Annotated in this window: 22 protein-coding genes; 21 read left to right on the forward strand and 1 reads right to left on the reverse strand. The window is 50.9% G+C overall.

Annotation, left to right across the window (positions count from 1 at the left end):
• Positions 1-10: 10 nt before the first annotated feature.
• The 16 genes from gucD (at position 11) to B9L19_RS08625 (ending at position 16439) form a co-directional block, all read left to right on the forward strand.
• Positions 11-1477, forward strand: coding sequence for an alpha-ketoglutaric semialdehyde dehydrogenase GucD (gucD, locus tag B9L19_RS08550; RefSeq protein WP_047753003.1), 1467 nt, complete (start codon positions 11-13; stop codon positions 1475-1477).
• 74 nt (positions 1478-1551) lie between these two features.
• Positions 1552-2409 (forward strand): ATP-dependent sacrificial sulfur transferase LarE, encoded by an 858-nt coding sequence (gene larE / locus B9L19_RS08555; protein ID WP_425268996.1) that lies wholly within the window; start codon positions 1552-1554, stop codon positions 2407-2409.
• Positions 2406-3215, forward strand: coding sequence for a nickel pincer cofactor biosynthesis protein LarB (gene larB, locus B9L19_RS08560; RefSeq protein ID WP_047753004.1), 810 nt, complete (start codon positions 2406-2408; stop codon positions 3213-3215). The genes larE and larB overlap by 4 nt, the downstream gene beginning before the upstream one ends.
• Positions 3212-4447: a nickel pincer cofactor biosynthesis protein LarC gene (gene larC / locus B9L19_RS08565; protein WP_089113899.1), complete on the forward strand. Its 1236-nt coding sequence runs from the start codon at positions 3212-3214 to the stop codon at positions 4445-4447. The genes larB and larC overlap by 4 nt, the downstream gene beginning before the upstream one ends.
• 4 nt (positions 4448-4451) lie before the next feature.
• Positions 4452-5072: an urease accessory protein gene (locus B9L19_RS08570; protein WP_047753005.1), complete on the forward strand. Its 621-nt coding sequence runs from the start codon at positions 4452-4454 to the stop codon at positions 5070-5072.
• A gap of 14 nt (positions 5073-5086) precedes the next feature.
• A complete protein-coding gene (locus B9L19_RS08575) occupies positions 5087-6001 on the forward strand; it encodes a dihydrodipicolinate synthase family protein (protein WP_047753006.1) in 915 nt (304 codons plus the stop codon).
• A gap of 49 nt (positions 6002-6050) precedes the next feature.
• Positions 6051-7010: a U32 family peptidase gene (locus tag B9L19_RS08580; protein ID WP_047753018.1), complete on the forward strand. Its 960-nt coding sequence runs from the start codon at positions 6051-6053 to the stop codon at positions 7008-7010.
• 27 nt (positions 7011-7037) lie between these two features.
• Positions 7038-7358: a UxaA family hydrolase gene (locus B9L19_RS08585; protein WP_047753007.1), complete on the forward strand. Its 321-nt coding sequence runs from the start codon at positions 7038-7040 to the stop codon at positions 7356-7358.
• Positions 7330-8496 carry a UxaA family hydrolase gene (locus tag B9L19_RS08590; protein ID WP_047753008.1) on the forward strand — a complete coding sequence of 389 codons (1167 nt, stop codon included), beginning with the start codon at positions 7330-7332 and terminating at the stop codon, positions 8494-8496. The genes B9L19_RS08585 and B9L19_RS08590 overlap by 29 nt, the downstream gene beginning before the upstream one ends.
• A 49-nt stretch (positions 8497-8545) precedes the next feature.
• Positions 8546-9502 carry a sugar kinase gene (locus B9L19_RS08595; protein WP_047753009.1) on the forward strand — a complete coding sequence of 319 codons (957 nt, stop codon included), beginning with the start codon at positions 8546-8548 and terminating at the stop codon, positions 9500-9502.
• A gap of 11 nt (positions 9503-9513) precedes the next feature.
• A complete protein-coding gene (locus B9L19_RS08600; protein ID WP_047753010.1) occupies positions 9514-10170 on the forward strand; it encodes a bifunctional 4-hydroxy-2-oxoglutarate aldolase/2-dehydro-3-deoxy-phosphogluconate aldolase in 657 nt (218 codons plus the stop codon).
• Positions 10171-10174: 4 nt separating this feature from the next.
• Positions 10175-11323 carry a galactonate dehydratase gene (dgoD, locus tag B9L19_RS08605; protein WP_047753011.1) on the forward strand — a complete coding sequence of 383 codons (1149 nt, stop codon included), beginning with the start codon at positions 10175-10177 and terminating at the stop codon, positions 11321-11323.
• Positions 11324-11384: 61 nt separating this feature from the next.
• Positions 11385-12386: a C-terminal binding protein gene (locus tag B9L19_RS08610; protein ID WP_047753012.1), complete on the forward strand. Its 1002-nt coding sequence runs from the start codon at positions 11385-11387 to the stop codon at positions 12384-12386.
• Positions 12387-12447: 61 nt separating this feature from the next.
• Positions 12448-12627: a hypothetical protein gene (locus tag B9L19_RS08615; RefSeq protein ID WP_047753013.1), complete on the forward strand. Its 180-nt coding sequence runs from the start codon at positions 12448-12450 to the stop codon at positions 12625-12627.
• A gap of 248 nt (positions 12628-12875) precedes the next feature.
• A complete protein-coding gene (locus B9L19_RS08620) occupies positions 12876-14585 on the forward strand; it encodes a sigma-54-dependent Fis family transcriptional regulator (RefSeq protein ID WP_047753014.1) in 1710 nt (569 codons plus the stop codon).
• Between the two features lie 570 nt (positions 14586-15155).
• Entirely contained in the window at positions 15156-16439 is a 1284-nt protein-coding gene (locus tag B9L19_RS08625; protein ID WP_089113900.1) for a TRAP transporter large permease subunit, read from the forward strand.
• 102 nt (positions 16440-16541) lie between these two features.
• On the opposite strand, the gene B9L19_RS08630 is transcribed toward B9L19_RS08625, so the two are convergent.
• The gene (locus tag B9L19_RS08630; protein ID WP_047752948.1) at positions 16542-17858 is read right to left on the reverse strand and encodes an MFS transporter; all 1317 of its coding nucleotides are present in this window, start codon (positions 17856-17858) and stop codon (positions 16542-16544) included.
• Positions 17859-18360: 502 nt separating this feature from the next.
• Between B9L19_RS08630 and B9L19_RS08635 the strand changes: the two genes are divergently transcribed.
• The 5 genes from B9L19_RS08635 (at position 18361) to B9L19_RS08655 (ending at position 22918) form a co-directional block, all read left to right on the forward strand.
• A complete protein-coding gene (locus B9L19_RS08635; protein ID WP_025950516.1) occupies positions 18361-19119 on the forward strand; it encodes an IclR family transcriptional regulator in 759 nt (252 codons plus the stop codon).
• A 12-nt stretch (positions 19120-19131) separates the two neighbouring features.
• Positions 19132-19905, forward strand: a complete 774-nt coding sequence (aroD, locus tag B9L19_RS08640; protein ID WP_047752953.1) for a type I 3-dehydroquinate dehydratase — start codon at positions 19132-19134, stop codon at positions 19903-19905.
• 24 nt (positions 19906-19929) lie between these two features.
• Positions 19930-21129, forward strand: a complete 1200-nt coding sequence (locus B9L19_RS08645; RefSeq protein WP_047752954.1) for a CaiB/BaiF CoA transferase family protein — start codon at positions 19930-19932, stop codon at positions 21127-21129.
• 177 nt (positions 21130-21306) lie between these two features.
• Entirely contained in the window at positions 21307-22335 is a 1029-nt protein-coding gene (locus tag B9L19_RS08650; protein ID WP_025950513.1) for a LacI family DNA-binding transcriptional regulator, read from the forward strand.
• Positions 22336-22351: 16 nt separating this feature from the next.
• Entirely contained in the window at positions 22352-22918 is a 567-nt protein-coding gene (locus B9L19_RS08655) for a shikimate kinase (RefSeq protein WP_025950512.1), read from the forward strand.
• The last annotated feature ends 108 nt before the right edge of the window (positions 22919-23026 follow it).

Consider the following 23026-nt stretch of genomic DNA (forward strand, 5'->3'; position numbering starts at 1 on the left):
GGGAGAAAAGATGGCTGTGCAAACAGAAATTAAAACGTATTTAAACTACATTAATGGCACTTGGGTTGCCCCAGTCGGAGAAAAATTTGAGCCAAGCGTCAATCCAGCTAATCGAAACGACATTGTCGGGTATGTTCCTCGTTCGATGTTGGAAGATTTAAACGCGGCTGTAGCTGCGGCCAAACAGGCGCAAAAATTGTGGTGGAAACGATCTGGAGTCGAGAGAGGAGAGTATTTGTATAAAGCGGCCCATATTTTGGAACAACGTCTTCAAGATATTGCTGAAACGATGACAAGGGAAATGGGAAAAACTTTGGCCGAGTCCAAAGCGGAGACGATGAGAGGCGTTCATATATTGCGTTACTATGCAGGAGAAGGGGCACGAAAAATCGGTGATGTGATACCCTCGAGCGACAGTGAGGGTCTTCTGTTTACGACCCGTGTTCCTCTTGGGGTCGTTGGGGTCATTTCGCCGTGGAATTTTCCGGTGGCGATTCCGATCTGGAAAATGGCGCCGGCGCTTGTGTATGGAAATACAGTCGTGCTCAAACCAGCAAGCGAAACAGCGGTGACAGCGGCGAAAGTGATCGAATGTTTCCACGAAGCGGGCTTCCCGAAAGGAGTCGTCAATATGGTGTGCGGTTCTGGATCCGTTATTGGTCAAGGGATCGCGAACCATCCAGATATTGATGGCGTCACCTTTACCGGTTCCAACACAGTTGGAAAACAAGTCGGGAGAGCGGCATTTGAGCGCGGAGCCAAATATCAGCTCGAGATGGGTGGCAAAAACCCGGTCATTGTGGCCAAAGATGCCGATTTGGATCTCGCAGTTGAAGGGACGATCAGCGGTGGATTGCGTTCAACGGGGCAAAAATGTACAGCTACAAGCCGTGTTTTTATTGAGCGAGAAGTGTATGAACTGTTTAAAGAAAAACTTCTTGAACGGGTAAAACAGCTAAAGATCGGGAATGGCATAGATGCTGACACGTGGATGGGGCCATGCGCCAGTGAATCGCAACTTAATACGGTTTTATCCTATATTGAAAAGGGAAAAGCTGAAGGCGCCAAATTGATTTATGGGGGGAATAGATGTACGGAAGGCGAACTGGCCAACGGTTTTTATGTCGAGCCAACAATTTTTGAAGACGTAGAACTCCATATGACGATTGCCCGTGAAGAAATTTTTGGACCTGTGTTGGCGTTGATTCAAGTAGAAAGCGTCGAAGAGGCAATTGAACTAGCCAACGATACAGAATACGGGTTGAGCGCTTCGATCTATACGAAAAATATCGGGAATATTCTTGAGTTCATTAAAGATATCGAGGCGGGATTGGTCAAGGTCAACGCAGAAACAGCAGGGGTTGAATATCAAGCACCATTTGGAGGTATGAAGCAATCAAGCTCACATTCTCGGGAACAGGGACAGGCAGCCATTGAATTTTTCACAACGATCAAAACTGTATTCGTGAAAGCCTAATTAAGGACTTGATCTTTAAAGAACAGAATATAGGTGCCCCTTGATAATGGGGCACCTTCTTGACAGATAGTGTTATGGACAATCACGACGGAAAAGGGGAGATTGGGTTGGCGGAATATCTAGTGCAGAAGAGAAAACGACTTATCCATATTATTGAAGAAATGGGAAATTTGTTGGTGGCTTTTTCCGGAGGAGTAGACAGTACATTTTTATTGGCAATGGCGAAAGAGGTTCTAGGTGATCAGGTGCTTGCCGTGACCGCTGTTTCGGAAACATTTCCAGCCCGTGAAGTGCAACATGCAACTAAGCTGGCGAAGCAAATAGGGGTTAAACATATAAAAATCCAAATTAATGAACTTCAGAATGAGGACTTTGTTAAAAATGACGTCTATCGCTGTTTCCACTGCAAAAACAATTTATACACCCACTTAGGGGAATTAGCTCGAAAATATGGTGCGAATTACACTGTTGTTGATGGTTCCAACATGGATGATCTAGGAGAATATCGTCCAGGGCTTCAGGCGGCCAGACAACTTGGAGTTCGGAGTCCTCTTCAAGAAGCGGAGCTATACAAAAAAGAGATTCGAATTTTATCGAAAGAAATGGGCCTAGAAACATGGGATAAACCGTCGTTTGCTTGTTTATCTTCTCGCATTCCTTATGGACAAAAAATTACAAAAGAGAAAATCGAGCAGCTTGATCAGTCTGAGGAATTCCTTTTCAATCTCGGCTTTCGTCAGATTCGTGTTCGTCACCATGGAGAAATAGCGAGAATCGAGGTGTTGCCTGAAGAAATGGAAATGGTGATTAGGCATCGTCAAACGATTTATAACAAGTTGAAAGAGTTTGGTTTTTTATATGTGACCCTTGACCTTAGAGGATATAAATCCGGAAGTATGAACGAGATGTTAGAAAAAGGAATGGTAAAATGAGTGAGATTATAAAAGAAACGCTGAACAAGTTAAAAGAAGGGAGCATTTCGGTAGAGGAAGCGTATCGAACTCTTGCTCCCTATGATCATCTTGGGTATGCCACATTAGACATTCAACGGGAACGAAGAAAGGGATTTCCAGAGATCATTTTTGGAGATGGAAAATCAAAAGAACATTTACTTGGTATTTTTGAGCGGTTAATGAGATTTCATAAAAAGGTGGTTGCTACACGCGTTAATCAAGAGAAAGCTTCTTACCTGATAGCTAGTCTCAAAGAACGTTATCCAACGGAACATTTTGAGTATCGAAGTGATTGTAATATGTTTTATTGGATTTCTCATGATTATGTCGAAATAAAAAAAACTGGTTATGTAGCAGTTGTGAGTGCGGGAACATCGGATTTTTCCGTCGCTGAAGAGGCAGCGGTAACGGCGGAGCTGCTAGGATGTGAGGTAAAGCGGATATATGATGTAGGTGTTGCGGGTATTCATCGATTACTCGACAAAATCGAGATAATTGAACGTTCCCGTGTCGTCATTGTAGTTGCTGGTATGGAAGGAGCACTGGCGAGTGTGGTCGGTGGACTTGTTTCAAAGCCAGTCATCGCTGTTCCTACAAGTGTTGGATATGGTGCAAACTTTCGAGGGCTCTCAGCTTTGCTTACTATGTTGAATTCATGTGCAAGCGGTGTTTCCGTCGTGAATATTGATAACGGGTTTGGTGCGGGGTATTATGCTGCCACAGTTATGGCTGTTATTGAGCAGGCTGTTGCTGAGGCCAAAGTGTTAGGGAGAGAAGAAAAATGAAGATTTTGTACTTGGATTGTTTTTCGGGAATCAGCGGCGATATGATGGTGGGTGCTCTTGTGGATGCGGGCGTGCCGTCGGAGAAAATCGAGACAGAACTGAAAAAACTCCCCCTGTCCGGTTATGAACTGCAATGGGGGAAGGTAGTGAAAAAAGGAATTTCCGCTACGAAATTCGACGTCATTATTCAAGATAACATGGGGGATGACCACCATCATAAAAGCCATCATGCCCATAGGCATTATTCAGATATTATCAATATGATCCATCGTTCGGAACTAAGTGAGGAAGTTAAACAACGGGTCGAACAAATTTTTCATTGTATTGCTATCGCAGAGGCGAAAATCCATGGCATTCCCATTGAAAAAGTTCATTTTCATGAGGTTGGAGCTGTTGATTCAATTGTCGACATTGTCGCTACAGCGATTGCACTCACGGAACTTCATATTGATTATGTTGTCTCTTCCCCTGTCCCGTTAGGATGCGGGTCGATTCGTTGTGCACATGGTGTATATCCTGTTCCAGCCCCGGCAACGTTAGAAATTCTTCAAGGCGTACCAGTTGTTTCTAACCATTTGCCGTTTGAGTTGACGACTCCGACCGGAGCCGGGATTATCAAAAGTCAAGTGAATTCATACGGACCAATTCCATCAATGAAAATATCAGCAGTTGGATATGGTGCTGGAACACGTGACTTGCCTGATCAACCAAATGTGTTGCGGGTGGTAATTGGGGAGGAAGTCCGTATTACGACGGGAGGTCCACAGTTATTCCATTCCAAAGAAGAGACGGTTTATATTCTAGAGTGTCAGTTGGACGATATGCCAGGCGAAGCACTTGGATATGTGATGGACGGACTCTTTGAAAAAGGTGCGCTTGATGTATTTTATACTCCTGTTTTTATGAAAAAAAACCGCCCTGGCGTTCTTTTGACAGTTTTGACATCGGAAACTCATGTAGAGCAGTGCGCCCAATTTGTGCTAAAAGAAACAACGACTCTCGGTATTCGAAAAGATACATGTGTGAGAGAAGTTTTAGAAAGGGACGTTGTGACCGTTTCTACATCATATGGAAATATTCGCGTCAAACAGGCTATACACAAGGGAAAGGTAATCAGGCAAATGCCGGAGTATGAGGATGTGAAGGAAGCTGCGCGCACTCATCAAGCAGCCTTCTTAGATGTTTATGCAGAAGCTGCAGAAGAGGCTAGACGAAGAGTAAAGGGAGAATGATCAAATGGAGCTGGGGATCGTTTCAACGTTAATAGCAGGTCTGCTGTTAGGGATAAAGCACTCTTTCGAGCCAGATCATGTAATAGCCGTTTCAATCATTGCAAGCAAAAGCAAAAGTTTGTTTCGTTCTTTATTAGCGGGTGTATGTTGGGGATTAGGTCATAGTTTCGTTTTGCTTATGGTTGGTTTGTTGGCTATTGTGCTCAAATTTCAAATTCCTCCGAAAATCGAATCAGGTTTTGAAATCGCGGTTGGGATAATGCTTGTTTATTTAGGGGGAAGCTCGTTGTTTGCCATGAATAGACGAAGCGGTTATCTTTCTTTGGATAAAGTGAATAACATGATCTACGCCAAATCGATCGCAATTGGCGGAATACATGGCCTAGCAGGAAGTGCAGCTTTAACCATTCTTGTCTTGTCAACAGTAGACGACGCTGCCGTTGGAGCTTTATACATTTTGGTTTTTGGTGCAGGAACCATTATTGGAATGGCTTGTTTTACTACTGCTTTAGCGCTTCCTATTGTGCTGGGCAGGACGCGTCTCAATATAGGGAAAGCGCTAGAGTTTACAACAGCATTAGTCAGTCTTTGTTTTGGAGGATATTATTTATACTGCCATGTATGAGAGGGGGAACAAAAATGTCTTATGACTTGAAAGGTATTATTCCTCCAGTTGTCACTTTATTCAATGAGAAGGGCGAGTTTGATTGGGAAGCAAATTATCTTCTCGCCGACTACTTGATTGAGCGAGGCGTTCACGGATTGCTTTACATGGGAAGCACAGGAGAGTTCTCCACGTTGACGACTGAAGAAAGGAAAAACTTTACGGAACGGATAATACGGTACATAGATGGACGTGTCCCAGTTCTCATTGGGACAGGGTCGACATCGCTAAAGGAGACAATTTTATTATCGCAACATGCTGAATCAATCGGGGCTAGTGGTGTGCTCGTCGTTAATCCATTTTATTGGAAATATACAGAACGACAGCTGTATGACTACTATATAAGCATAGCTCAAAGCATTCGTATTCCTATGTTGATTTACAATATCCCGTTGCTGACTGGACAGGATCTGTCTCCGGATCTTGTGCTGAGGCTCGCACTGAATCAGGAAAATATCGTTGGAATTAAAGATACAACAGAGAAATTAGGGCATATTCGTCAGTTAATCCGCATTAAGGAACAGAGAAAGGATTTTGCTGTGTTTGCCGCTTTTGATGATCTTCTTTTACCATCCTTACAAATGGGGGCTGCAGGTGCTATCAATGGTACAGCTGTGTTTTGTCCCGAGCTGTCCGTTAGGCTGTTTGAGAGCTTTCAAGCCCAGCGATACGAAGAGATGTTCAGGTCGAATGAATTGATTTTGCAGCTTATGGAGATTTACGAGCTTTCTCGACCGCTGTTTCTTGCCATTAAAGAGGCCGTTCATCAGGTGGTTTTGGGGCGGCAGACAGCACTGAGGCCGCCTTTAAAAGAGTGCGTAGATTTGAAGGAACGTGTCCATATGTTTCTGAATAAACACAATTTTTATATAAGTAAAGTGAGAAAATAGAAAAGAGCGTTTTCAGAATAGCCACATAGGAAATGAAAGGGTGGTCAACATGTTTATGAAGGAAACACGAGAGTTTCTTGAATCGCTAGGTTATCCAGGTGGTGACGGTTACGATCTTCCTACTTCCGCCAAACGATTCCCCGATGGAGCGCAATACCGGGTGGAAATTCCAAGCGTCGAGGGCCCGCGGGCGCTCGAGGCCGTCCTTGAAGAGGCGGACCGCCTAGGGGTCATCGTTCACCGGGTGTCGCAGGGGAGCGGCATTATGCTGTTGACGGATGAAGAAATTAGTGACATGTGTGACATGTGTGCGAGCCGTGGAATTGAGCTCAGCCTTTTTGTCGGCCCAAGAGGCACATGGGATATTAGCGCGTTGCCATTGACGCCTTCCGGAAAAGCGTCCGGGCTGAGACATGAAGGGATGGACCAGCTCGTTTATGCCATTGAAGACTTAAAAAGGGCGGCCCGCCTAGGAGTAAGAGGGGCGCTGGTTGCGGACGAAGGGCTGCTGCTGTTGACGAAGGAAATGAAAAAAAGCGGGCTGCTGCCGCAAAATTTTGTCGTCAAAGTATCGGTACAAATGATGGCATCCAATCCGGTTTCGATCAAGCTAATGCAGGAGCTAGGGGCGGATACGTATAATGTCCCGACTGCGTTGACATTGCCGAAGTTAGCAGCAATCCGCCAAGTTGTTGACATTCCTCTTGACATGTATGTTGAAGTGCCTGACGGTTTCGGCGGTTTTATCCGGCATTATGAAATTCCAGAGATCATTCGCATTTTATCGCCGGTTTATATTAAATTCGGTTTGCGCAACCATCCAGATGTTTATCCGTCAGGGAAACATTTGGAATCGGTCAACATTGAACTGTGCCGGGAACGGGTGCGGCGGGCTGCACTCGGCATGCGGATCGTTGAACAGTATTATCCGGAAGCCATTACATCGAAACTAGGGGCTGAAGGATTGGGTGTTCCAGTAGCCGGGGCGTTGAAACAGAGCGAGGTATGAGTTCGGGGGAAGGGAAGGAGCGATACGATGCCCTCTTATCGTTTTGTCATCCTGAATGCGAAAGATAATGTGGCCACTGCACTAGACGATATTCCGGCCGGAAGTGTCGTGAGCATCACCCGCCACGGTCGTGAGTATGAAATCACCATCAATCAAAAAATTGAATTTGGGCATAAGTTTGCGATTGCGCCGATCAAACAAGGAGAGGATGTCATAAAATACGGGGAAGTCATCGGGGTCGCCTCGAGCGATATCGTCGAAGGGGAGCATGTGCACATCCACAATGTTGAAGGAAAAAGGGGAAGGGGAGATAAGAAAAATGGAAACCGCTCAATTTTGGGGGTATAGACGCCCTGATGGACGGGTAGGGGTTCGGAATCATGTGCTTATTTTGCCCACTATTGTATGCGCCACCCAGGCGGCAAGGCAAGTGACGGAGCTTGTCCATGGCACGGTGTCTTTCATCCATCAGCACGGATGTGCCCAAGTTGGGGTGGATTATGAACAGACGTTTCGCACGTATGTCGGCATGGGAACGAATCCAAATGTATACGGCGTCGTGGTGATGGGGCTTGGCTGTGAAACCCATCAAGGGAGAAGTGTGGCCCAAGAAATTGCGAAAAGCGGCAAACCGGTTGAGCTTGTATCCATTCAAGACCATGGAGGAACATTGGGTGCCATTGCCGAGGCGGCGAGAATCGCCGCAAAAATGGTGCAAGACGCTTCCGCGTTAGTGCGTGAGCCGTTCGATATCAGTGAATTGATCGTCGGAACAGAGTGCGGCGGGTCGGATGCGTGTTCCGGACTTTCAGCTAATCCTGCCGTCGGGTATGTCAGTGACATGATTGTTGACCGCGGGGGAACTGTCATTTTAGCGGAAACAACTGAACTGATCGGGGCTGAACACCTTTTGGCTAACCGGGCTGTCGATGACCGGGTGGCGAAAAGAGTATACGAGGTAATTGAAGCCATGGAAAAGCGCGCTCTGATGATGGGAGTTGATATACGCACTGGGAACCCAAGCCCTGGAAACCGAAAAGGAGGGCTGACCACGCTGGAAGAAAAGTCTCTCGGCGCTGCAGCAAAAGCCGGGACACGGCCGTTGCAAGAGCTGATCAACTATGCTGAGCGGCCAACGAAAAAAGGACTCGTTTGGATGGACACTCCTGGACATGATATTGAGCAACTGACGGGAATGGTTGCTGGTGGAGCGCAAGTCGTTTTGTTTACAAGCGGCCGCGGTACACCAACAGGTTCGCCGATTGCGCCGGTGATCAAAATCGCGACAAACACCCCGATGTTTGAGCGAATGAGAGAAAATATGGATGTCAACGCCGGTACGATCATTGAGGGGAAAGAATCGCTCGAATCGGTGGGACGGAGAATTTTCGAGGAATTGTTTCTGACGGCTTCAGGGAAGCTGACTAAATCCGAAATCTTAAAACAGCATGATTTCGGCATTTGGAGAATTGGGCCGACATTTTAAACTATGTTCGGGGCTGTTGTGATGAAAGCGAATATGTGGAGGGCTCATCATGAAGATGCTTGATGTCGTCACGTTTGGAGAAACGATGGTTTTATTTGCATCTGAAGCCATGACCCCAATTGAGTATAGCAACAATTTTTCTAAGCAAATTGGGGGAGCGGAATCGAATGTTGCCATTGGATTGCAAAGACTCGGCCATTCTGTCGGGTGGTTCAGCAAACTTGGGAATGACCCGTTTGGAAGATACATCCACAAATTTATCAGAGGTGAAGGAGTCGATACGTCCCGATGCATTTATACAGATGAAGCTCCAACCGGGATTTTCTTTAAGGAAAACCGCTCGCCAAACAATATAAAAGTCTACTATTACCGCCAACACTCGGCGGCGAGTTTACTGTCCCCAGGCGATCTTGATGAGGAATATATCGCTGGCGCTAAATTTCTTCATGTGACAGGGATAACCCCGGCCCTTAGTCCATCATGCCGGGAAGCGGTTTTTAAGGCGATCGATATTGCCAAACGGCATAAGGTGAAAGTCGTTTTTGACCCGAACATCCGACTGAAACTTTGGACGATGGAGGAAGCAAGGCCTGTGTTGCTTGAGATGGCCGCTGAGGCGGATGTTATTTTGCCGGGGTTTGATGAGGGGAAATGGCTGTCCGGACGGAACACGCCTGAAGAAATCGCCAGCTTCTTCGGAAATGAAAAGCTCGTCATTATCAAGCTAGGGGAGCAAGGGGCGTATTATCGGTTCGGAAACGAACACGGATATGTCAAAGGTTTTGTCGTGCCGCAGGTTGTGGACCCGGTCGGGGCGGGCGACGGGTTCGCGGCCGGAGTGATCAGCGGACTGTTGCGGAATGAGCCGATTCCCGAGGCGGTGAGGCGCGGGAATGCCGTCGGAGCCATTGTCGTCGGAACGAACGGGGATGTGGAAGGGCTGCCGAGCAAGGAAGAATTGGAAGAATTTTTGCAAGGTGTTCGCTATGCGGATGTAAGGCGGTAGGGGGGAAAGAGATGAATAAGATTGATCATCTTAGCCGGTTGAAAAATTCAAAATTAGTGGCGGTGATTCGAAAGCCGAAAAGGGCGCAAATTTTCCAAATCGCCGAGGCGCTTGTCGCCGGAGGAGTTGAGGTGCTCGAGGTGACGGTCGACACTCCCGGCGGTTTCGAAATGATTGCCGAACTAAAGGAAACGTTCGGCGCAAAAGCGATTGTCGGAGCCGGGACTGTATTGGATGCCGAAACGGCTAAGCGGGCGATTGAAGCTGGTGCGGACTTTATTTTTTCTCCCATTTTTGATGGGGAGACGATCTCGGTGACAAACCGGTACGGGAAAATTTCCATCCCAGGCGTGATGACGCCGACGGAAATCGTCAAGGCCTATCAAATGGGGGCTGATTTGTTAAAAGTATTTCCGGCTGGCTCCTTAGGACCTCAATACTTTAAAGAGCTGAGCGGGCCGTTAGGTCATATTCCACTCATGCCAACCGGCGGCGTTACATTGGAAAATGCAGGGGCGTTTATCCGAAACGGTGCAGCGGCTGTGGGAGTCGGCAGTGCTCTATTAAATAAACAGGTTATTGAGGAGGGGCGGTTTGATCTTCTCAGGGAAACAGCGAAGAAGTTTGTAGAGACGGTGAGAAACGCAGCGGAAAGAGAGGGGAAATAAGAGAATGAAAATTACAAAGCTCGAGACGTTTCTTGTCCCGCCGCGCTGGCTGTTTTTAAAAATCAGTACAGATGAAGGGATTGCCGGATGGGGTGAACCGATTGTCGAGGGAAGGGCGAACACTGTGCGCACAGCGGTGGAAGAGCTGAGCGACTATTTAATTGGAAAGGATCCGATGGCGATTGAAGAACATTGGACCGTTCTTTATCGGGGAGGGTTTTACCGCGGGGGGCCTATTTTGATGAGCGCCATTTCCGGAATTGATCAGGCGCTTTGGGATATTAAAGGAAAATACTTCAATGTCCCGGTTCATCAACTGCTTGGCGGTCCGGTTCGCGATCGTATTCGGGTTTACAGTTGGATCGGCGGCGACCGACCAAGCGACGTTGCCGAAGCGGCTAAAAAAGCAAAAGAAGCAGGGTTTACAGCGGTAAAAATGAATGCTACAGAGGAATTGCAATACATCGATTCGTACAAAAAGATTGAGGAAGCAGTCGAACGGGTGGCTGCCGTGCGCCAAGTGGCCGGCAAGGAGTTCGGAATCGGCATCGATTTCCACGGCCGTGTTCACAAGCCGATGGCAAAAATGTTGGCCAAAGAGCTTGAACCATACCATCCGATGTTTATCGAAGAACCGGTACTGCCAGAACATAATGAAGCATTGAGGGAAATCGCTAGGCACTCAAATATCCCGATTGCGACCGGAGAACGAATGTTTTCGCGATGGGACTTCAAAACCGTTTTATCAGAAGGGTATGTCGATATCATTCAGCCGGACCTTTCCCACGCGGGCGGGATTACAGAAGTGAGGAAAATTGCAGCAATGGCTGAGGCGTATGATGTCGCGTTGGCGCCGCATTGCCCGTTAGGCCCCATCGCGTTGGCCGCCTCTTTGCAAGTGGATGCGGTGGCGTATAACGCTTTTATCCAGGAACAAAGCCTTGGCATCCACTATAATCAAGGGAACGATCTCCTTGATTATTTAGTCGATCCTTCTGTATTTGAGTATCAAAACGGGTATGTCAAAATTCCGCAAGGGCCCGGACTAGGAATTGAGATTAATGAAGAGTATGTGAGAGAAATGGCAGCTATAGGGCACAACTGGAAAAATCCTGTTTGGCGTCATGCCGATGGTTCGGTGGCCGAATGGTAGGAACAGCGCAATGACAAGTAGATGACTTTTACATTTTTTAAAAGAGCGGGGGAGGAACGATATGGAAAAATTCAAAGTTGTGGTGACAGACTATGAATTTCAAACATTAGCGCCCGAGCAAGAGGTGCTTTCGCCTCTTAACGTGGAGTTTATCGCCGCCCAGTGCCGCACCGAGGAAGAAGTCATTGCCGCCTGCAAGGATGCTGATGCCATCATTAACCAATATGCGCCAATATCGGCAAACGTGATCGCTCAGCTGGAGAAATGCAAAGTCATTTCCCGGTATGGGGTCGGCGTCAATACCGTTGACGTGGATGCCGCCACCGAAAAGGGGATTATTGTAGCCAATGTAACAGACTATTCGGTGGACGAGGTGTCGGACCATGCGTTGGCGCTCTTGCTTTCGTTAGCCCGCAAAATTGTAAAGTTAAACCACGAAGTGAAAAACGGGGTATGGGATTTTAATGTGGGCAAGCCGGTTTACCGGCTTCGAGGGAGAACGCTCGGTCTTGTAGGGTTGGGAAGAATTCCGCAGGCGTTGGCGAAAAAAGCTCAATCTTTCGGTTTGTATGTCATTGCCTATGACCCGTACGTTCCAGCGGAAGTGGCAAACGAGCTGAATGTTCAGCTTGTTGGGCTAAACGACTTGTTCCGGCAATCGGACTATATTTCCGTCCATGCGCCGTTAACGAAAGAAACAAAAGGAATGATCAGCGACGAGCAGTTCAACCTGGCGAAAAAGGAATTGATCATCGTCAATACGGCCCGCGGTCCGGTCATCGATGAACCGGCTCTCATCCGGGCTCTGCAAGACGGAAAAATTGCCGGCGCCGGGCTTGATGTGACCGAATGCGAGCCGATTCAGCCGGACAACCCTCTGCTTCGGCTGGAGAATGTTGTGATTACGCCGCACGTCGCTTGGTATTCCGAAGAATCCGAACGGGAGTTGAAACGGAAAACCGCCCAAAACGTCGCCGATGTACTGTCAGGGCATTATCCGAACTATTTCGTCAACCCTCGTGTAAAAGAAAAAGTCCAGTTGAAAGAAAAGCAATTCGTATAAGGACATCATTCCCTAGGACAGTCGATCTGAAAACCGGTACTTCGATTCAAGGGTGTGCTGAATGAGGGAGATTGGAACCGCGGCCGAACAGCCGAAAACAGCGACCGCTGAACTTTGCACGATCTTGTTGCGGCAAGCGCCTGTTTCCCGGCGTTATGAGCTGAGCGTCGCCGGCGGCCTCGATTGCACAGGTCGTTCGAAGCGGGACGGAGAAGTCGCAGAGATGGCGGATGTCACTTAAAAAATTGGAACAAGAGGAGGGTGTCTCAGAAGCGATGGGACACCCTTTTCTTCTTATTCGGAATGAGCTTATTATTGTGTATTTTGTGCTGCAAGGGAAAATCACTATATTCTGGAAAAGCTCCCCTTTAGGCCGGCTCATTTTGATACGACCGTTTTTCCTCCATGATTTTCAAGAAAAAGAAAAGAAGGATTTTGGGTGCAAACGGCGAACGGTACGTGAAGAGAGAATAGCGGAAGGGGATGGCGATGACGGTTGGTCAAGGTACAACGATAGTACTTTACTCCCATCAAACATTGCGGGAAGCGATGGAGCTGCTCTTGGCGCATACGATGGACGCTGTTGACATCATCGACGAGCACGGCCGAACGATCGGGCGGTGCACACAGCGGATGCTGCTATGGGCAGCAGCGCGTGAGATGGACCGCACGACGCCGATCAGGAATGTATTGGCGGCGTTTTCATCGGAAGCAGGACGTGAAGACAGCGGCGCAGAGACAATGTGCATGGAAGTCGACTCCGCCGCGGCTGCCGAGTTGGAACGATTGCGGCATGAACTGGAGGAAGCGCACCGTCTGGCGGAGACGATGAAAACCGTATTGGATGCGGCGTATGAAGGCGTAGTCGTTGTTGACGGGAACGGTGTGATTCGCGAAATCAACCGGGCGTATTGCCAGTTTCTCGGCATCCGCCGCGAAGAAGCGGTCGGGAAGCACGTGACGGACGTGATCGAAAACACCCGTTTGCACATTTGCGTTCAATCCGGCATTCCTGAACGCGGATACATCCAAAAGATTTACGGCCAGCCGATGGTGGTGCACCGCATTCCGATTTGGCGCGACGGCAAGGTGATCGGGGCGATCGGGATGCTTATTTTCCAAGGGGTATCGGAAGTATATGAAATTTTCCGCCGCCTGCAGGAGCTGTCGCGCGAGGCAAGCCGGAAGGAGAAGCAAGAGACGGAAGCGAAACCACAGGAGACGGCCGCTTCCGCCCCGAAAGGAATCGAGCGCATCATTGGCCGCCACCCAGCGATCGCAGCGGTGAAGCAGATGATCCGCCGGGCGGCGCGCGTGCCGTCGACGGTGCTGATCACCGGTGAAAGCGGGACAGGGAAAGAAGTGGTGGCGCGGGCGATCCACGAAGCGGGCCCGCATGCGGATGGACCGTTCGTCAGCGTGAATTGCGCCGCCATCCCGGAGTCGTTGTTGGAAGCGGAGCTGTTCGGCTATGAGGACGGGGCGTTCACCGGCGCGAAAAAAGGGGGCAAGCCCGGCAAGTTTCAACTCGCCCATCGGGGGACGCTGTTTTTGGATGAAATCGGCGATATGCCGCTTGCCATGCAGGCGAAAATTTTGCGCGCCCTCGAAGAAAAGAAGGTGGAGAAAGTCGGCGGACTATACGAAACCGAGGTGGACGTGCGCATTATTGCTGCGACGAACAAGCCGCTCGAGGAGATGGTGCGGAATGGAACGTTCCGGGAAGATTTGTTTTACCGCTTGAACATCATTCGCATTCATCTCCCACCGCTGCGCGAGCGGAAAACGGATATTCCGGCGCTGTTGGCTTACCATATGGAACGGATGTGCCGGCAGTTTGGCGTCGCGTTGAAGTCGTTTACCAAAGAGGCCATGGAAGTGCTTGTCCACTATTCATGGCCGGGGAACGTCCGCGAGCTGGTCAACGTCGTCGAATGGCTGATCAGCATGGTTGAAGGAGATGTGATCGAACGAGAACACTTGCCAGCGTATTTGTCGACCGTTCAACCGGCCGTCTCCGCTTTGCCAGATCAGGGTGTGAGAATAGCGGACCTATGGAAAGAAATGGTTTACCAATCCGAGCGGGAACGAATCGCTGCGGCGCTGGTGGCGGCGGGCGGCAACAAGACGGAAGCGGCAAGGAGGCTCGGTATTCACCGCTCGACGTTATACGAGAAACTGAAAAAGTACGGATTGTAGCCAACGGCAGTGGTGCTGTTGGTTCTTTTTTCATGGTTGGTTGCCAAGGAGCGGGAGAATGCGGCGAACCTTTTGGATTGCACCGACACGTTGGGAGCCCCAGGCGGGTGAGGATAAAAGTGTCGGGGAAATGTCTGAAATGTGTGGGTGGTGTCGGGAGAGTGTCTGTTAACGTTCGGGAATAGACAACGGTTTTTTGTGCTGTTTGTGCTTTTTTTCGTTGGCACGAAACTTGCTTGTAGATGATCGTGAAACCGCTGCCAAAAAAGTCCTGCGGTAATATGTCAAGGTGAAAAATCATCGAAATTGGAAATTCGATTGTCCGATGATCCGAAAAAAGGCAATACTTAAGAAGCCCAGTCTTGCCTGATGTCATTAACTGGGTTTTGATACAAAATCAGTTAGATCGATACCCCTATCGATCTTCCCCCTTTCTTGGCGTGTAGATTTGACCGTTGCGTAGCAGCGCATCGATCACACGCACGAGTTTTCGCGGCCGCTCCCGTCGAGCACGAAGCGGCAGAATGGGCGCACGGGCGAACGCAAGGCGCCGCTGGAGGTGAGCGGTAAATGGCGTTGGTCGTTTTTATCGGGTCGCTGTTAGGGGTCATGGCGCTCGGGATGCCGATCGCGTTTGCGCTCTTGGTCAGCGGCGTCGCCTTGATGTTTTATTTGGACATTTTTGATACGCAAATCATCGCGCAAAACTTGATCAGCGGCGCAGACAGCTTTCCGCTGATGGCGATTCCGTTCTTTATGCTCGCCGGGGAGCTCATGAACGCCGGCGGCATTTCGAAGCGGATCATCCGCTTTGCGATGGCGCTTGTCGGCCATATCCGCGGCGGGCTCGGGTATGTGGCGATCATCGCGAGCGTGCTGTTCGCCGGGTTGTCGGGGTCGGCGGTAGCTGATACAGCGGCGCTTGGGGCCATTCTCATCCCGATGATGGTCAAAGCTGGGTACAACCGCAACCGGTCAGCCGGCCTTATCGCTGCCGGCGGCATCATCGCCCCGATCATCCCACCGAGCATCCCGATGATCATTTTTGGGGTGACAAGCGGCGTGTCGATCACGAAGCTGTTTATGGCCGGCATTGTTCCCGGGATTTTGCTTGGCATTTCATTGGCCATCTGCTGGTGGTGGGTGACCCGAAGAGATCAAGTGGAAGTGCTTCCACGTCAATCGGCGAAAGAGATTTGGCGGGCGACCCGCGAGGCGTTTTGGGCGCTGCTGCTGCCGGTGATCATTGTCGGCGGGCTGCGCGGAGGGGTGTTTACGCCGACCGAGGCGGCGGTCGTGGCTGCGTTTTACGCGCTGTTGGTCGGCTTGTGCATTTACCGCGAGCTGAAAGTGAAAGACTTGTTCCACGTGCTCGTGGCCGCGGCGAAAACGACGAGCGTCGTCATGTTTTTGGTGGCCGCCGCCATGGTGTCGGCCTGGCTCATTACAGTCGCCAACATTCCGTCGATCGTGACAGATGTGCTCGCACCGTTTATCGACCACCCACTGGCGCTGCTTTTGGCCATTAACGCCTTGGTGCTGTTGGTCGGAACGGCGATGGACTTGACGCCGACAGTGCTCATTTTGACGCCGGTGCTGATGCCGATTATTGAAAAAGCGGGAATCGATCCGGTATACTTCGGGGTATTGTTTATTTTAAACAACTGCATCGGGCTGCTCACGCCGCCGGTTGGCACGGTGCTGAACGTCGCCTGCGGGGTGGCGAAAATCAACATGGAAGACATCATGAAAGGAGTTTGGCCGTTTTTGCTGGTGGAGACGCTTCTGTTGCTTTTGTTGATTTTCTTTCCGTCTCTTGTGACTGTGCCGCTTGGGTGGTTTACGGGGCATTAAACGGATGGATGTTGCGTTGAGGCGGCGTGCAGCTTGATTCACCGCAAAGCCACAGCATGGAAAGACGCCTTCGCCGCGTTGGACGAAGGCGCTTCTTTTTCGCTATCGCACTTTTATATGTCCGATGCTTGCGTTTTGCGTTGTTTCCGGCCGAGCCATCGGCTCAATCGGCTCTAAATCCGTCAGCAGGAACAAATAGCTGAAAATGCCGGCGAGCAAAATGAGCGCCGCGACGAGAAACGCATACATGAACGAGCCGGTCGCTTGAACGATGAACCCCGTCACGATCGGGGCGACAATCGCCATCGAGTTGTTGCCGAACGTCAACAAGCCGGTCAACGTCCCGACCGTGCCTGGCGGCGCAATAAATGTCGGAATGCTGTAGGCAATCGAGGACGTGATGACTAGGCCGCCAAGGGCAATTGAAATGCAAAGGATCGCGATGTTTGGGTTTGTCGTGAAAGCGGCGCCGATGACGGACAGCCCAAGCAGCATGCCGATGACCAAAAACGTTTTTCGCACGCGCGTTGAATGGCCTCCTTTGTTGATAAGCCGATCGACGAGCCATCCGCCGATCGTGATCTCCGAAATCGTACCGACGATCCACGGAATCGAGGCGTACCAGCCCGATTTCAGCACCGACATGTGCATTTCCGTCGCCAAATAGCCGGGAAGCCACGTGAGAAACAAAAACCACGAGTAGCCGTAGGCGGCAAACCCGATCAATGTCGCCCACACTTTTTTCTTCGTCAGCAAATACCGAATTGTCTCCCAAACGTTTCCCGATGTTTCGTCTGATTTTTGCGCTCCGCCTTGGACGATGTAGTTGTACTCTTCTTTCGACAACCGTTTGTCTTCATGCGGGTCGCGGTATGTCGCCCAGAACAGGATGGCGTAAATGAAGCTGAGCACTGCGGTCGTATAGAACCCAGCCCGCCATCCCCACTCGGTGATGATCCACGCGATGATCGGAGTGCCGATGGCGTTTGACAGCTTCGACTGGGCGTCGTAAAGGGCAATCGCGGTCGCCCGCTCATGGCGCGGGAACCATTGCCCGACTGCTTTGGCGGCTGATGGGAAATATGGCGCCTCCCCGATGCCCAACAAGACGCGTGATAACATGACAAGGCCTTGGCCGCTGGCGACGGCGGTCAAGAAACACGCCACCGTCCAAATGATCGTCCCGATGCGCGTCACCCATTTGACGCCGATTTTATCCAAGATGACGCCGGCTGGGATTTGCAAAATGGCATAAGACCAGGCAAACGCAGACAACAAAATGCCGAGCTGTCCGGGCGTGAGGCCGAATTCTTCGGAAAGCGGCTGGATGCCGACGGACATGTTGATGCGGTCGAAATAGTTGATGATGACGCCTAACGCGATCAAAAACGCCATCGCCCAACGTCGTTTGTGCTTCATCTTTGTTCACCATCCTTGTTTTGATGCGAGAAAACGGATACAGTGTTAGAGCGAAAAAATAGCGAGATCCCTTTCATTGGACATCGCGTTTTGGTGTTTCCCATCATTCCGTGAAGTGATCGATTCTCAAATGTTCGCTGATCATCTCTCCTTCCTTTGTTCCATTATGTGTAACTGATTTTCTATAAATGGAATTCCTGATTGGATTATAACAAAGTTCGTTTTCGTTTGTCCATAATTTGCTGAAAAATTTGAACTGTTTATGCAATCCGTTCAGACAATGGACGGGCAGGAAGACAGGCCTAACGCAGCATATGTCCCTTCACACAGACGTTTGAATGAAAAAAGGCTTCGCCGCCTTTTCCCTTGTTGAAACCGAAAAGGAAGGAAACGCGAAAAAAAGCTTGAACGGCGGTCAACGAAGATGCTAAAATGGGAGTAAGGTTCCACTGAAAGAAATAAAATTCCGTTGAACGGAACATAAGGAAGGGGGGACAAACAGGTGAAGGAAGAAAAAAAGCACGAAGCCGGCTTGCGCACGGTGCAGCGGGCCATTGACATCTTGTATTGTTTTACCCTCGAGGAACAAGAGCTATCACTCACGGAAATTGCGAAAAAGATTTCGCTCGCCAAATCGACGACGACGCGCCTGCTCGCCACGCTGGAGCAAAACCGCCTTATCGTCAAAGATCCGGAGACGTTAAAGTATCGTCTTGGACAAGGGTTGTACTATTTAGGATACATTGCCGGCAAATCGATGGAAGTGCGGGAAATCGCGCGGCCGGTGATGGAGCGGCTGCGCGACGAGACGCGGGAGACGGTGAATTTGTATGTGCTCGAACAAGACGCCCGCGTTTGCATCGAACAGTGCGAAGGGCTTCAAGCGCTGCGCCATATGGTGAGAATCGGCGAGCGGCTGCCGCTTTGGGCGGGGGCGGGGGGAAAAGTATTGTTGGCCTATCAATCGCCCGAAGTTCAAGAGCGGATTTTTGCGCAAGTGCCGACAAAGGAACGATTGGATCGTCTGACGGCGGAGCTTGAGGCGATTCGCGAGCGCGGTGTGGCATCCAGCGTCGATGAGCGGGAAGTCGGCTCTGCAGCCGTTGCGGCGCCCATTTTCGACATCCGCGGGGAAGTGGGCGCCTGCTTGTCCGTTTCCGGGCCGGCGCATCGGTTTACACGGGAAGTGATGGAACAATTCGAGAGGCTCGTAAAAGAAGGAGCACAAGCCATTTCCGAAAAACTAGGTTATCGACCATAAGGGGGAGAGCATATGGCGATTGCAAAGCGCGCTGTCCGTGTGCGCAGCATATTGATCGGGGGAGACGAACCGTGCATTTGCGCCCCGGTCGTCGGAGCGGACGCGAAGCAAGTGTTGGAGGAAACAAGGCAAATCACGGAGAAAAAGCCGCATCTCATTGAATGGAGGGCGGACTTTTTCGAGGCGATTCGGGACGAACAGGAAGTGGCGGCCACATCGAGAAAGATGCGGGCGATTGCTGGAGACATCCCGATTTTGTTTACGGTTCGTTCCGAACAGGAAGGCGGGCAGCCGATTTCGTTGACGGAAGAGGAAAAGATTCGGCTGTTTGAAACCGTCTGTGAAAGCGGGGCGATCGATTTGCTTGATTACGAGCTTGCCCATGGGCCGCGCATCCCGATCGTCCGGGAGCTGACGCGCCGCTATGGAGTGCGCCTCGTGTTGTCTTACCACAATTTTGATCATACGCCATCGAAGGAAGAGCTTGTCGCGAAAATGCGCCAAGCGGAACAATGCGGCGCCGACATCGCGAAAGCAGCTGTGATGCCGAAAACGCGGGGGGATGTGCTCACGCTGCTGCAGGCGACGGAAGAAGCGCGAAAAGAGGTGGACATCCCGCTGATCACGATGTCGATGGGGGCATTGGGCGCCATCACCCGCCTGGCAGGCGGATTGTTCGGCTCTGCCGTCACCTTTGCAGTCGGACGGCAAAGCTCGGCGCCGGGGCAAATTCCGATTGAAGACGTCCGGACCGCGTTGTCGGTCATCATGACATACGGACAATAAATCGAAATGGGGGAGGAGAGTGTCATGGCGCGTTTGCCGCTGGAAGGCGTCAAAGTGCTCGATGTGTCGACAATGATCGCGGCGCCGTTTGGCGCGGTTTTGCTCGGTGATTTTGGCGCCGATGTCATCAAGGTGGAATTGCCAGGAAAAGGGGATACGCTCCGCCATGTCGGGCCGTTCAAGGATGGGGAGCCGCTTCGCTGGCCGGGGCTGGCGCGCAATAAACGGTCGCTCACGTTGGATTTGCGCAAAGAAGAAGGAATGAACATTTTCAAACGGCTCGTCCGCCACGTCGATATTGTCATTGAAAATTTCCGTCCCGGCACGCTCGAAAAATGGGGAGGCGGATATGAAGAGCTGAAGCGGATCAATCCGAGGTTGGTGATGATTCGCGTCTCGGGCTACGGGCAAACGGGTCCGTTTCGCGAGAAAGCCGGATTCGGCACACCGGCGACGGCGTTCAGTGGGTTTACGTATTTGCAAGGGTATCCGGATCGTCCGCCGGTCAGCCCATCGTTTTCGTTGACGGATTACATTACCGGCATTTATGTGGCGTTTGCGGCGGTGACGGCCATTTACCACCGCGATGTCCATCCGAATGGCGAAGGGCAGATGGTCGATATCGGTCTTTACGAATCGGTGTTCCGCATGATGGAGTTTTTGGTGGCGGAATATGACCAATTGGGCAAAGTGCGCGAGCGGTCGCCGGGATTGTCCGGCCATTCGAGCCCGGCGGGCACGTTTATGACGAAAGACGGGCATTGGGTTGTGCTCGTCACAAGCACCGATTCGACGTTCGAGCGGCTGGCGAAAGCGATGGGGCGGGAAGATCTGTTGACGGATGAGAAATTTTGCACAAACGAACGGCGGCTCGCCCATCATGAAGAGACAAACGGCATCGTCGCCGACTGGATCCGCACGAAGGCGCGCGATGAATTGCTCCGCATTTTGGATGAGCATGGCGTGCCGGTCAGCCCGATTTTGAGCATTAAAGATATTTTTGAACACCCGCATTACCAAGCGAGGGAAAATATCATCGAAGTCGCCCATCCACGCCTTGGCAAAATTAAAATGCCCGGCATTGTGCCGAAATTCGAAAAAACGCCAGGCGCCATCCGTTGCACTGCTCCGGATTTAGGCGAGCATACCGAAGAGATTTTGCAAACGATGCTTGGCATGTCCAAGGAAGACATTGAGCGGCTGCGAGAAAACGAGATCATATGAATGAACGAACGGCGGCGGCTTGCCGCCTTCCCGGCTCCTTGCCTTGTGCGAGGCTGCCGGGTTTTTTTGTTTCGAAGTTTGTTTTCCCGGCAGCCCACGCCTTGCATTGACACTGCTTGCCGCCAGCCTTTATACTTTTGATAGGTGAAAGCGACGGTAAAGCAGGTGATTCGAACGGTGTCAGATAAAAAGCGTTCCCGCGTGACGCTCGAACAAGTCGCCAAACACGCCGGCGTGTCGCGGGCGACCGCCTCTCTTGTCGTCCGCGGGAGTCCGAATATTTCGAAAGAAACGCGAAAAAAAGTGCTCCAAGCGATGAAAGAGCTTGGTTATGTCTATGACCGCGTGGCGGCCAATTTGCGTTCGCAGCGTTCGTCGACAGTTGGTCTTATTATCACCGAACTTGACAACCCGTTTTTTTCCGAATTGCTCGTTGGCGTCCATGAGGCGCTCGATCAGGAAGGATATACGGTCATTTTAGGCACGACGTTTGACCGGCCGGAAAAGCAAGACGCCTTGTTGTCGACGATGTTGGAGCATCGGGTTGGCGGTGTGATCATGAGCCCGGTTCCAGGATGTTCAACCGAGATGCTCGAGCGGCTTCGGCAATGGGACATCCCCGTCGTATTGTTCGCCCGCGAAGAGCTTCCGCCCGGGTTGTTTGATTATATTGGGATTGACAATGTGGCCGGCGGGCGGATGGCAGTCGAGCATTTGCTCGAACGCGGCCATCGGCGCATCGCCTTTATCGGCGGCTCTCCGCAGTCGTCCGTATGGAAGGCGCGCCGGGCAGGATACGGCGACGCCTTGCGCACAGCAGGCATTGAAGTGGATGACACGCTGCTTGTGCCATCCGCAACGACAAGGCAAGGCGGGCGAATGGCGGCCAAACGCGTGCTGCAGCAACCAAACCCGCCGACAGCGCTCTTTTGTTACAACGATGTCGTCGCGTTCGGCGCAATGCTTGGCTTAAAAGAGGAAGGGATCGTTCCGGGGCGTGACATTGCGGTCGTCGGCTTTGACAACATTCAAGAATCCGGGCTGTTTCAACCGCCGCTAACGACGGTGGCTGCATTCCCAGAAAAGATCGGTGCGTGCGCAGCGCGGCGATTGCACGAACGCATGAAAGGGGATGACGGCGAGCCGAAACGGACGATTTTGCATCCGGAGCTCGTTATCCGCCAGTCTTCCGGAAAGAGAGAGTAAAAAGAGGTGAAGCAACGTGGAGAGGCAAACCGCCATCCCGCTCCGCGAGCGGAACATCATTTTGATCGGCTTTATGGGAGCGGGGAAAACAACGATCGGGCAGCTCGTGGCAAAGAAGCTATACCGCGACTTTATCGATGTCGATGCGGAAATCGAGCGGCGGCACGGGATGTCGATTCCGGAGATGTTCGCGCAAAAAGGGGAAGCGTATTTTCGACAGATCGAGCGGGAACTGATCGTCGATTTATGCACGAATACGAGGTTGAAAATCCTTTCGCTCGGCGGCGGCGCGTATTTGCAGGAAGACGTGCGGCGCGTCTGTCTGGCCCACGGCATCGTCTTTTTCCTTGACTTGTCGTGGGAGCATTGGAAGGAAGAGCGGCTGCCGCTCATTGTCGACAGCCGCCCAGTGTTGAAAAACAAAACGTTGGAAGAAGTCGAACAGCTCTTTTTCCAACGTCAATCGGCCTATGCGCTTCATCATTCCCGCGTTGTGATCAACGAATTGGAAGCGGAACAGGCGGCGAAACAAATCGTCGATTCCATCAAATGGACGTGGGACGTGTATGAGCCGAATCGCTAAGGAGGCATGTTGGCGGGCGGGCAAGCTCCTGGCAAGGGGCTTGCTTTTTTTGCTATGATTTGAAGGGCGATGAATCGCAAAGGGAAATTTACTGCCATGCCCGCTCGT

Source organism: Geobacillus thermocatenulatus (genome assembly GCF_002217655.1).
GTDB classification, from domain to species: domain Bacteria; phylum Bacillota; class Bacilli; order Bacillales; family Anoxybacillaceae; genus Geobacillus; species Geobacillus thermocatenulatus.